General features: G+C 56.8%; 8 protein-coding genes and 1 CRISPR repeat array. Of the genes, 7 read left to right on the top strand and 1 reads right to left on the bottom strand.

Translation table 11 applies throughout. The annotated features are described in order from the left end of the window. The first annotated feature begins 8 nt into the window (after positions 1-8). From cas7b to cas2, 6 genes are all read left to right on the top strand, one after another. The gene (cas7b, locus tag E6N53_RS17015) at positions 9-1,034 is read left to right on the top strand and encodes a type I-B CRISPR-associated protein Cas7/Csh2 (protein ID WP_142860699.1); all 1,026 of its coding nucleotides are present in this window, start codon (positions 9-11) and stop codon (positions 1,032-1,034) included. A gap of 8 nt (positions 1,035-1,042) precedes the next feature. Next, complete coding sequence (gene cas5b, locus E6N53_RS17010; RefSeq protein WP_142860698.1) at positions 1,043-1,840, top strand: type I-B CRISPR-associated protein Cas5b; 798 nt, start codon at positions 1,043-1,045, stop codon at positions 1,838-1,840. Between the two features lie 40 nt (positions 1,841-1,880). Continuing rightward, positions 1,881-4,631, top strand: coding sequence for a CRISPR-associated endonuclease Cas3'' (locus E6N53_RS17005; protein WP_142860697.1), 2,751 nt, complete (start codon positions 1,881-1,883; stop codon positions 4,629-4,631). Between the two features lie 153 nt (positions 4,632-4,784). After that, positions 4,785-5,336, top strand: a complete 552-nt coding sequence (cas4, locus tag E6N53_RS17000) for a CRISPR-associated protein Cas4 (protein ID WP_236642389.1) — start codon at positions 4,785-4,787, stop codon at positions 5,334-5,336. A gap of 4 nt (positions 5,337-5,340) precedes the next feature. Next, positions 5,341-6,333 carry a type I-B CRISPR-associated endonuclease Cas1b gene (cas1b, locus tag E6N53_RS16995; protein ID WP_142860696.1) on the top strand — a complete coding sequence of 331 codons (993 nt, stop codon included), beginning with the start codon at positions 5,341-5,343 and terminating at the stop codon, positions 6,331-6,333. 2 nt (positions 6,334-6,335) lie between these two features. Beyond that, positions 6,336-6,596 carry a CRISPR-associated endonuclease Cas2 gene (cas2, locus tag E6N53_RS16990; RefSeq protein WP_142860695.1) on the top strand — a complete coding sequence of 87 codons (261 nt, stop codon included), beginning with the start codon at positions 6,336-6,338 and terminating at the stop codon, positions 6,594-6,596. A 135-nt stretch (positions 6,597-6,731) separates the two neighbouring features. Beyond that, a CRISPR array of direct repeats spans positions 6,732-10,578; the repeat unit is 30 nt; unit sequence GATTCAGACGAACCCTTGTGGGGTTGAAGC. 399 nt (positions 10,579-10,977) lie between these two features. Here the strand turns inward: cas2 and E6N53_RS16980 are convergent. Then, positions 10,978-11,277, bottom strand: coding sequence for a hypothetical protein (locus E6N53_RS16980; RefSeq protein ID WP_142860693.1), 300 nt, complete (start codon positions 11,275-11,277; stop codon positions 10,978-10,980). Positions 11,278-11,692: 415 nt separating this feature from the next. Between E6N53_RS16980 and E6N53_RS16975 the strand changes: the two genes are divergently transcribed. Beyond that, complete coding sequence (locus E6N53_RS16975) at positions 11,693-12,373, top strand: cyclase family protein (RefSeq protein WP_142860692.1); 681 nt, start codon at positions 11,693-11,695, stop codon at positions 12,371-12,373. Positions 12,374-12,570 lie beyond the last annotated feature (197 nt).

Here is a 12,570-nt window from a genome sequence, read left to right as displayed (position 1 = left end):
CCATACCAATGACGACACTCAACCGCTCCGAAATCCTGTTCGTGTACGACGCCCGTGACTGCAACCCCAACGGGAACCCAATCGGCGATAACCGGCCACGCCGCGACCCTGATACCGGCCACGGAATCATCACCGACGTCCGGTTGAAGCGATACCTCCGAGATCAGCTTCAGGACGATGGCTTCGGCATTTATGTCAAGAAGCTCAACGGCGAATCTCGAACGCGAACTGCACTCGTCAAAGATGTTCTTGACGGCGTCGATGATGCCGACGACCTCGAAGAAATCAACGACGTCGGGGATGAATTCCTCAACACGGCAACTGACGTCCGGTATTTCGGAGCCACGCTGAGCTTCGAGAAAAGCGACAACAAGGCAGATGAGGAATTCCGAACAGCACTCAACAGTGTCTTCCCAAACAATTACCAGGGGCCTGTCCAATTCCTTCCCGCGAAATCACTGAACGTCGTCGAGGAGAACGAAGAGTATGATTCTCTGACAAGCGTCATCAGTACGGGTGAGGAGAACCGCCAGGGTGGATTCGACCTCGACGACAAGCGAATCAAATACGGCATCTTCCCGTTCTGGGGACTCGTCGACAACAATGGAGCCGAGTCGACGAAGCTGTCTGAAACAGACGTCAGTCGACTCGATACCCTCTGTTGGCGTGCACTGAAGAATCAGACAACCTCGCGTTCGAAACTCGGCCAACAACCGCGACTATACGTTCGTGTCGAGTATCAAGAAAAGGACTACCATCTCGGCGGCCTACAGGAACTCATCGAGCTCTCTGACTCGAGTGCCGACTCACTTCGCTCGATTAACGATGTCGTCATCGACGTAACTGCTCTCGTTGATTCGCTGGGCCATCGGGCAGACCGCATCGATACCATCCACCTCGTTGGCGATGACCGCCTAACGCTTGAGGTCGGCGACGAAACCATCCGCGGTGATGAACTCGGAATGCATCTCGAAGGACAGGGCCACAACGTGCACGAAATCGACGTGATTGAAGAGCGCGATCTCGCGGCATAACCCTCGTCATGGCACCTACCATCGACGACGATGGCGTTCCGGACCGCTGTCTGTCGTTTACCATCCGGTCTACTTGGGGCCACTTCAAGCGGGTCGGCCGAAGCGTGACGAAGCAAACCTATCGTATCCCGCCGCGGACCACCGTCGCCGGGTTGCTCGCGGCGATCGTCGGTGCTGACCGAGATTCGTACTACGATATCTTCAGCGCGGACAACTCGGCGGTCGCGATTACACCACTGTCGAACCTTCGGACGGTCAATATCCCAACAACTGGCCTCGGAACAGACCCAAAGCAGGACGTCACGACGACGGCCGGACACTGGGCGTCGTACCAGTTGACCTATCAGGAAACGGACCGCGACCGCCAACTGCATGCGTATGAGGTGCTGGCCGACCCAAGCTATCGAATCGATGTCGCACTCGAGGATGAAGCGTTCTACAGTACTCTGCGTGAGCACTTGATAAATGGAACGGCCATCTATACCCCAAGCCTAGGTAAATCAGAATACCTCGCGACTATTGAAGACGTCAAAGCCGACCGTACACCGACCACACATGGTGTTGATGGGTCGCTCGATATTGATTCAGTCGTCCCGATTTCGCTGTCGGACGCAGTCCCACAGGGAGGGGTGACGTATGGGACGGAGCGGTCACCTGCAATTATGGAAGCAGACGGCGATGGCCGGCGGACGACGCGCTTCGACGATTACGTCTACGCACAACAAGGTCCCAAGCCGGTTCGCGTCCGCGAGGATACAGATATTGTGCCGGTCGAGATCGGTGAGAGAACCGTCGTGTTCCGGTAGGCTGGCCCAGCACAACCCACCCTCATCTTTCAGATACCAGATGGACCCACCGCTTATTTCACACCCTACTGCAGGAACGACCCACGACTATCCCTCGTCACAACTTACCTCGCGTGGCGACCTTCGGCTCACCGCACATAGCTCAGTCGTCGCCGATAGAGCCACCCGACTGTTTGGGCCGACTGACGAGCGGGCGTCCTACCTTCACGCGGCGGCGACACTCCATGACTTCGGGAAGGCCACACCGCAGTTCCAAGCCTATGTGCGTCCTGGAGAGCATTACGAAGGACCCGACGAAGAACGCTTTCACGCCCGGCTGGGTGCCCTCGCGACGTGGTTTGTCCTCGCAGAACAGGGAGCCCCACCACGGGACTGTCTCGCGGCGACACTAGCGGTTGCTCGCCATCATCAGGCCCTTCCAGACGCGGCACCGTACACGGTCGATACGCTTGCAGAAGCGTTTACTGGACCTGTGATTCGTGCCCAGTGCGCCTCCATCAGTGACGAGTGGCCGGTTGCTGCGGCCGAACTACTCAACCTTACCGGAGTGGCTGTGTCGTGGGAGAAGTTCGAGGCCTGGGTCAACGACGGGGCCATCGCCGAGGACCTGTACGATGCGGCCGCTCGACGCGAACTCACAGGGCCAGAATCGAACGCTAGACAGCTTCCGGAGCGGTTGTACGACCGTACACTGCACTACTGGGCGGCCATCACGCTGGCGGATAAGAGCCACGCGATGGATATCACTCCTGAACACATATTCGATATCGAGACCCTTGACCGGGCCACGATTGAAGACTATGTCCAGAGTCTGAGGAATGACTCTGCAGAGACTTCGGAACAAACGGCACTCAATACTGATCGCGAACGCGCCCGACGGCAAGCACTCCGTGGAGTTCACGAGTGGATTGGAGACGGCACCCCGATTGCAACCTTGACGCTCCCGACGGGGCTCGGAAAGACACTGACGGGACTTTCAGCTGCGTTTGAGGCCCGTGATATGCTCACGGAAGGAGGGTCAGAGCACCCAATCGTGTACGCGCTGCCGTACACCTCGATTATCGAACAGACGAGGGCGCTCTTTGAAGACCCCGACCTATGGGGTGCAGACCCAACCCAGTCAGGTCTGACGGTTCATCACTATCTGAGTGAGACTGTCGTCTACCACGGCGAACAAGACACGAGTGATGTCGGAGATTCGGACGCAAACGAGAGTGCGCAGTTGTTGGGAGAGTCGTGGCGGGATGGCACGATTCTCACGACGTTCGTCCAACTCTTTGAGAGTCTGACTGGCCCCTCGAACAGACAAGGACTGAAGCTGTCAGCGCTGGATGAGGGCCTCGTCATCTTAGACGAACCACAAGCGCTGCCAAAGGCGTGGTGGGATGCCATTGCGCGTGAATTGGACTTGCTGACCGACGAGTATGGGACGCGAATCATCGCGATGACTGCGACCCAACCCAGTCTCCTTCGTGACTTAGAAACCGTCTCGCTACTAGAGGCGGGTGAAATCCACGAGGAAGACGGCTGCCAGTGGTGTGCAACAGGCCCAGAGTACTCGAGGACTCTCCCACCGGTTGCTGAAACAGCGTATTTCGAGCGCGCCGAGCGTGTCCGGTACACAATCGACGAGACGGCGCTCAGTCACCAACTCGCTGTCGAGGATACATATCTCGAGCATCAGACGGCAGCCGACCGAATTCACCGTGCAACAACCGACGATGGCTCGGTTCTTACGGTGTGCAATACGATTGAGAGTTCGCAAACCCTGACCACACACCTCTGTAACCACGGAGATGTCACACACCTCGGTGACACTATCGAGGCAGTTGTACGCGAGCGGAATGTCACCGCATTCGAGCCAGCGGTGACATCGACCCAGATTGCTCAGGAAGTGCTCGCGAGACACGATCTCCAAGAGCGTGAGCCGCCTGAATCACGGGGTGAAACAACGGCCGGGCCGTTCGTGTTGACCCTCAATTCGCGGTATCGGCCATTCGACCGGCAAGTCATCATCGAGCTAGCCGATACCCTCTCTACGAGTGCCGTCCCCTTCGTGTTGGTCTCGACGCAAGCAATCGAAGCGGGTGTCGACCTCAGCTTCAAGCGTGTCTACCGAGATATCGCACCGTTAGATAGCATCGTCCAAGCTGCTGGCCGCTGTAATCGGTCATATGAGTGGGGGCAGAACGGAGGGCGAGTCACCGTCTGGACGCTGGGCCCACCGAACGATGAGTCCACGCACCCACCGGCTCACTACGTGTACAACCGCGGGATTCCCGCTCACCTCCAGCTAATCGCTGATGTTCTTGCGACGGTCGAGAATCCCACAGACATCTCCGATGTTGATTTCTCGAAACGAGCGGTCGACAGGTACTTCGACGCACTCAGTGACAAGTCACTCAGTTCGACAGAAATCAGAGAGAATATCGACCTCGCAAATGCAGCTTGGCTGGCCCGGCAGTCACTCATCGGTGGTTACCAGACAGTCGATGTGCTTGTGGCTGTAACCGACGCCGAGGTCGAGTTCGTGAATACACTCACTGAGCGGTTTACGCAGGGGGATGTGACCGCGTACGACGAGTTGGATACAGCGTCCCGAATGCGTGTCTCGCTTCCAGCCACGATCGTCGAAGACGCGCCAGGGATTGCACGACTCGACGGGAAAAGACGGAATGAAGACGGGGTCAATGTGTTCTGTTACGTTGAGGACTCGGCATTACAGTATTCGCTGACGGATGGGGGCCTTCAGGGACGCGAAGACAGCGTCGGTGGTCGGTTCACCCTCTAATTGGGGGGATATCCGCCTGATGGAACAAGACGACCGTAGGGCCGAGTAGTCCGACTAGGGGAAAGACCAATAGCATGACAAAACAATCTGTCTATATGGAATTTCTGATGAGTCATAATTGGTCACAGTCTGTCACTACTGTGAGGCACGACAATGAGTACTGGTGATCGGATTGATGAGTACACCCAAGAAGAGCGTGAGATTGGGACCCGACCAGCAACGCCGGTCACTGGGCTGATGGTACAGTATTACCATGTTTGTGAGCGGGAGCTGTGGTTCATGTCTCGTGGAATCGATATCGACCGCGAAACGACGAACATTCAACGTGGCACTCACGTTGACGAAACAAGCTATCAGGACTCACGCCGGTCGTTCATGATCGGCAATCGTATTCAACTTGATTTGCTCGATTCAGGGGCTGTAATGGAAATAAAGGTGTCTTCCACATTAGAAAAGCCAGCTCGAATGCAGCTTCTGTTCTACTTGTGGTTCCTGAAATACGTCTATGATATCGAGAAAGACGGCGTTCTTGCATACCCAACCGAGCGAAAACGGGAATCGGTGCGGTTGGATGAACGGGCTACCGCCGAGGTTGAGCGGACCATCATCGGAATTCTTGATTTAGTGGCAGAAGAGACACCCCCCGAGTTGTCAAAGAAACCATACTGCGATTCCTGTCTGTATCAAGACCTCTGTTGGATGTAAAACTATGACAAAACCAAATCATCATATCTTCGCTGATGGGGAATTGTCCCGCAATGAGAGTACACTGAGAATCGACACCCTTGACGGAGAGACAAAGTACCTCCCGGTCGAATCCGTCGATTCGTTGTATCTCCACGGGCAGATTGATTTCAACACCCGTGCGCTGGGGCTATTGAACGACCACGGCGTTCCGGTACACGTCTTCGGTTGGAAGGATTACTACAAAGGGTCATACCTTCCGAAACGAGGCCAAGTCTCGGGGAATACAGTTGTCGAACAAGTGCGGGCTTACGATGATAAGCGACGACTAAGGATTGCTCACCAGGTCATTGAAGCGAGCATCCACAATATGCGGGCTAATATTCGGTATTACTCTAGCCGCAAAGGAGATTTCTCCACCACGTTGGACAAGCTCAGCGAACTAAAGGAACGAGTCACCAGTACAGAGACAATCGACAATCTCCGAGCTGTTGAGGGGAATGCACGGAAACAGTACTATCGGTGTTTCGACACGATTCTTCGCGAACCCTTTGCGTTGGAAAGGCGTGAGTACAACCCACCGTCAAACGAGGCAAACGCGCTTGTGTCGTTTCTCAATGGAATGGTCTACACGACGTGTGTATCCGCGATTAGGAAAACCGCACTCGACCCAACCGTCGGGTTCGTTCATGAACCCGGAGAGCGACGATTCACCCTTTCGCTCGATATCGCAGACATATTTAAGCCGATTCTTGCGGATCGGCTCGTGTTCCGGTTGGTGAACCGCCAACAGATAACCGTTGATGATTTTGAATCTGACTTAGACGGGTGTCTCCTAACCGAGGACGGTCGTCTGACGGTTCTGCAGGAGTATGAAGAGACTCTCGATCGGACAATTGAGCATCCACGACTCAACCGGAAAGTGAGCTTCAAAACATTGGTCCAGACAGATGTGTACAGTCTAAAAAAGCACCTCCTAACTGGAGAACCATATCAAGCAACAGAGCGGTGGTGGTAAGGATGCAAGTCATTGTTGTGTACGATGTCCCAGCCGACCGAACGCACGTCTATCGCAAGCTGCTGCGAAGACGTCTTGAACACCTCCAGTACTCCGTGTTCTATGGGCAACTCACTCCAGGACAGGTTGAGGCCATGAAAAACGAGATTGAGTCGGAGTTGGAGGATGATGATTCGATCGTGGTCTTCGAGACAACAAACCAGGCGGCGTTCGATTTCACAACGTTCGGCGCTGCAGAGGCTCCTGGAAGCCGGTTTACCTGATTGTAGCAGGTAGTCTTCTTCACGAGAGTGAGCAACTTCCATCGACCCCCCGGGGGGAGCGGTGAATTGGGGGTCGATGAAAACACTGATTGGAATTCAGCTGTTACAGGCATCTATACCGTCATTCCATGGCGGGATTCAGACGAACCCTTGTGGGGTTGAAGCTCGATACCGGGTGCCCCGAGGAGTTCACGGAGTTGATTCAGACGAACCCTTGTGGGGTTGAAGCTCCCAGAGGCGCTCGGCCTCGGCCTCGGAGTGACCGCGATTCAGACGAACCCTTGTGGGGTTGAAGCGGAGGGTCTCTGATGGCGACCTCGTCTGACCCCGACGGATTCAGACGAACCCTTGTGGGGTTGAAGCTTCGACGACGAACACGGGCTGATGAAGACGCTCTGGAGATTCAGACGAACCCTTGTGGGGTTGAAGCCGAGGCCGCGCCGACTCTTTCACACCGAGTACGAGGGATTCAGACGAACCCTTGTGGGGTTGAAGCGAGCAGTCGGCGTCAATATGGTCCAACGCGTCGCTGGATTCAGACGAACCCTTGTGGGGTTGAAGCAGCGCGCCGATGAGCGGCGGGACGAGCGTCTGAAGCATGATTCAGACGAACCCTTGTGGGGTTGAAGCTCAAGCGACCCAGAACAACCCGGAAAGGCCAGATCAGGGATTCAGACGAACCCTTGTGGGGTTGAAGCTCGCTCCCATCATCGACATCTCGACGGCGGGCGACTGATTCAGACGAACCCTTGTGGGGTTGAAGCGGCCTCACGGTCGGCGTCCAGTACCTGCCCTGACCGATTCAGACGAACCCTTGTGGGGTTGAAGCCGACAGCGCTTGTCAAGGCCGTGGAAGCCTTCCGAGATTCAGACGAACCCTTGTGGGGTTGAAGCGACGTGACGCCGTTCATGTTCGACAGCAGAGAGACGATTCAGACGAACCCTTGTGGGGTTGAAGCGCCGACAATTCCGAGGACTGCTGACAGAGGGACCCAGGATTCAGACGAACCCTTGTGGGGTTGAAGCCAGCGCGTGACACCCGTAATGGCACTCTGCTGGAAGATTCAGACGAACCCTTGTGGGGTTGAAGCAGGGACTTACGACGGGGGAGGCAACGCTTCCCGCGCAGATTCAGACGAACCCTTGTGGGGTTGAAGCGCATCGATACGTTACGGGGGCGTAAAAAGACGGCGCGATTCAGACGAACCCTTGTGGGGTTGAAGCAGCGCGAGCGCCACGAACTCGCCGTCGAGCCACGCGATTCAGACGAACCCTTGTGGGGTTGAAGCTCGGCTTTGGCGTCGAGGGCGGCCTGTGCCGCGTCGATTCAGACGAACCCTTGTGGGGTTGAAGCGTCCTCTGCGAGTCGGGCGAGAAGCGCACACAGAAGGATTCAGACGAACCCTTGTGGGGTTGAAGCTGAAGGCGCGAGCGTCGGCGTGGCGTCGCTGTCGGCGTGATTCAGACGAACCCTTGTGGGGTTGAAGCGACCTCCCCGTCAACGAAGTGTACGAGTTGATGTATGATTCAGACGAACCCTTGTGGGGTTGAAGCCCATTGGCTTCTAGCCACTCGATGATTTCCAAGCCTGATTCAGACGAACCCTTGTGGGGTTGAAGACTTAAAGACGGTAGCATGAGCGACATCACACTCATGGGATTCAGACGAACCCTTGTGGGGTTGAAGCCAAGACGCGGCTGTCGCCAGTGCAAAGAAGATAATTGATTCAGACGAACCCTTGTGGGGTTGAAGCCCTTCGATAGTGTCTCCGGAGGGATTTGTCGACGGGATTCAGACGAACCCTTGTGGGGTTGAAGCGGCACGGAGATGCAAGCGGTCGGCCTTACCGCCGTGATTCAGACGAACCCTTGTGGGGTTGAAGCGGCACGGAGATGCAAGCGGTCGGCCTTACCGCCGTGATTCAGACGAACCCTTGTGGGGTTGAAGCGAGACGTTGTTGACGTATCGAGTGCCCGACCCAGAGATTCAGACGAACCCTTGTGGGGTTGAAGCTCGACGTGTTCCTTCGGCGACCGCAGCCCCCGTCGATTCAGACGAACCCTTGTGGGGTTGAAGCTTCCGCGACGAGGTGGTGTCGTGGGCGTACCCCTTCGATTCAGACGAACCCTTGTGGGGTTGAAGCTCGCTCCCGTCATCGAACTGCTCGCGGCACTGTGGGGATTCAGACGAACCCTTGTGGGGTTGAAGCGTCCCTGGCAGGCCGACGCCGTCGAGTGCGTTATCGGATTCAGACGAACCCTTGTGGGGTTGAAGCGATCCAGCCAAGCACGGGCGGTCGACACAGCGGTTGATTCAGACGAACCCTTGTGGGGTTGAAGCCATCTCGACGGGACGCTGGCCGCTCGACTCAAGGATTCAGACGAACCCTTGTGGGGTTGAAGCGCTTCTCGAGAGTCGTCGAAGCCCGAGGAGCCCTGATTCAGACGAACCCTTGTGGGGTTGAAGCCGCCGTCCACTCCTCGCGCCTCCGCCTGGAGCGCGGATTCAGACGAACCCTTGTGGGGTTGAAGCGAAGTCGACTGGGAAGCGGGCTCGATAACGACGCTGGATTCAGACGAACCCTTGTGGGGTTGAAGCGCCGGAGCCGGTCTCCTCGCGGCGGAGGCGCTCGGTGTCGATTCAGACGAACCCTTGTGGGGTTGAAGCCTCGGAAACCCGGTGTGGGTCTCCCGCGCCTCAAAGATTCAGACGAACCCTTGTGGGGTTGAAGCAAACTCACTCACCCGTATGTTTGTCGTGTGTGAAACGATTCAGACGAACCCTTGTGGGGTTGAAGCGACGACGGGCTGCCGTGCTCGGCGTGCGACGCCAAGAGATTCAGACGAACCCTTGTGGGGTTGAAGCCGGCACCTGCTGGAGAACTCCGATTGGAACAACAAGATTCAGACGAACCCTTGTGGGGTTGAAGCTCTGAGTCATGGCCGCAGAAGTATTCTTCAGCGACGAGATTCAGACGAACCCTTGTGGGGTTGAAGCACGCCTGGGCAAGCCGATGGCGCGGGCAGACAAGTGATTCAGACGAACCCTTGTGGGGTTGAAGCGGATGGGTGAAACCAGCATGAGCTACTACATCGAGATTCAGACGAACCCTTGTGGGGTTGAAGCTGCGAGGGACAGGGAACCGTGGAACGCCGATACGGGAGATTCAGACGAACCCTTGTGGGGTTGAAGCTCGATTTCGAAGCCCGCGACGTCGAGTGAGACGGCGGATTCAGACGAACCCTTGTGGGGTTGAAGCGAGACGGTGCCGCGCGAACTCCGAATGCTGCTTCAGATTCAGACGAACCCTTGTGGGGTTGAAGCTCACCATCTTGCTCATCCACCAGCTCTCGCGAGATTCAGACGAACCCTTGTGGGGTTGAAGCAGACCTCCGAGCAGTCGAGCGACGTCGAGGACCGTCGATTCAGACGAACCCTTGTGGGGTTGAAGCGGAGCTTGTCGGCGGAGGGCTCCGTGACGATGGCGGATTCAGACGAACCCTTGTGGGGTTGAAGCGCGGCGGCCATCCGCGAGCGCCTCCCTGACGGCGCGCGATTCAGACGAACCCTTGTGGGGTTGAAGCGCCGATGGGACGCCGTCGTGGGCCGTGACGTTCGCCCAGATTCAGACGAACCCTTGTGGGGTTGAAGCGTAACCGCACCTCCAGGCGAGTCTTCTGTGAGTTCCTTGATTCAGACGAACCCTTGTGGGGTTGAAGCGAGCTCAACGGACACGATGAATCTTAGAGAACACGAGATTCAGACGAACCCTTGTGGGGTTGAAGCGTCTGGGGCTCGGGGCGCAACAACCGAGACGCCGGGATTCAGACGAACCCTTGTGGGGTTGAAGCTACAAGACCGTCCAGGTGCTCGAGTGGCCGAACATGGATTCAGACGAACCCTTGTGGGGTTGAAGCAAACTCCCGATTTCGGCGGTCTTCGGCTAAGGGTCGATTCAGACGAACCCTTGTGGGGTTGAATACTGGTTCTCTATCCACCCACCAGCGACACATCCAGAAACATCCGGAAATCACCACTCATCACCCCAGTAACCCCACTGAAACCCGCCAAGTCACCACTCGCACGAACCTACCGGAACCACCCCCGGACGGCCTATTGAGTCGGTCATCGACCACCCGATGTGTGCGCTCGAGATGCCGGCCGAACAAAAAAGCAGAGTCGCCGTCGCCTCAGCAGTCGTGGGCGACGATCCGCTCAGGGAGCCCGACCCGCCCACAGACGGGACACTCGACTAGCGCGTCATCGAGGTGTGCCCGCGCAGCCTGACAGTGCGCCCGCACTGCGTCGGGATTCTCAGCGCGGGTCTCCGCTTGGGCGAGGGCCATCCGGGCGTCCGCGAGCGCTTCGGTCAGCGACGCCATCAGAGCGCTCCCTGGTCGCGAGCGCGTTCTTCGTCGACGACACAGCCCGCACAGCGGCCGTATCGGTCACCGTCGGAGGACAACAGACAGGTGCCGCATTTCGCACAGCGACCGCCGTAGAGGCGTGCGCGGACCATCGACAGCGCCTCCGCGACGGCGTCACAGACGAACTCGGTAGTCGACCGGGAATCGATGCGGTGTGCGACCCACCTGCGGCGGGCGTCGATGAAGCGCCGCCACTTGTCGAGGTCACGGGTGGCTTCGACGTGCTCGATAGTGTCGTCGACGACGGTCCACACGGTGCCGAGAGACGTCGAGGAGTAGTGCGTCGCGCCCCCAGCGTCGGTGCCGATTTATGGCACGGTGAGGGTCTCAGATACGAGCTGAACGCAAGTGTGCGAGTTCACGAGACGGGTCGTGCCTTCGTCTGTTAACCAACAACTCGTGTGGGTGGCCGTCCTTTTGTTGGTTAAGATGGTAGCATACAACCCTCTCCAGCTTCTTCTCCGACAAGTCATTCCCCGCGAGAACGCCTCAGAAGACCCCATCGACTGGCATTGTGTGAGACGTCAGCACTGCTGTTGAACTCGTTCGTTGCTGATACAATGTTAGTGGCTGCTGAATACAGGGCCTTATGCAGCAGCAGTACCGCTTGTGGTCGATACAGCTGAACCGATCTAAAATGTTTACTGCCGTGTCTTCGTTGGTGACTCTATGACTTTCATAGATCTCAGCCATTCGTTTGAGGACGAGATGCCGGGCTTCCGTATGGAAAATGAAGACGGGACAGTTACCGAGTATACGGCAGAGATACAACCGTTCTTCACTCACGAAGAGTCCGAATCACACTACGACGGAGAGGCCGCGTTCGAGGTCACGGAGGTCACGTTTCAGACATCGGTCGGCACGTACCTCGACTCGCCGTATCATCGATATCCAGATGGTCGTGACATTGGTGACCTCGATATCGACGAACTCGTGTTACCGGGTGTCGTCGTTGAAGCCCGGGGGCTGGAGCCAGGTGATGAACTCGATGTTGATGTGTTGCCCACCGACCGGACTCTCAGCAATCGGGCTGTCCTGTTCAACTTCGGGTGGGACGACCACTGGGGCACAGAACAGTATCGGTCATATCCGTTTCTCTCGGAGGCGCTAATCGACAGGCTAATCGATGAAAACGTGGGTCTTGTCGGTGTCGATACGATCAACATCGATGATCACCGCAATCCGTCACGACCTGCACATACGCGCCTTCTCGACGAGGACGTCTTTATCGTCGAGAATATGACCGGGCTGGACGCGCTTCACGGAGAGTCCTTCCGGCTGTTTGCGGTCCCAGTTAAAGCGGAACAGACGGCTGCGATGCCAATTCGGGCCTTTGCAGAACTACGCTGAAATGCGCTGCTGACGACACTCTCTGAGTGTTGCGCGCCGCTTCTGACAGGGCTCAGTGAGGTTTCTGCGGGCGTGCTGAATACAGCGCGTGTGTGTCACTGGTTAGTCGTCATCTGGCGGGGAATCGGCAATGGTAGATACAGAGTATATATTCAGCAGAGCGTTGACTGTTTGAAACGACGATTTATTCGATCAGT

It is taken from the genome of Salinigranum halophilum (assembly GCF_007004735.1).
In the GTDB taxonomy this organism is placed as follows: Archaea; Halobacteriota; Halobacteria; order Halobacteriales; family Haloferacaceae; genus Salinigranum; species Salinigranum halophilum.
This window is presented reverse-complemented; position numbering and strand designations above follow the sequence as displayed.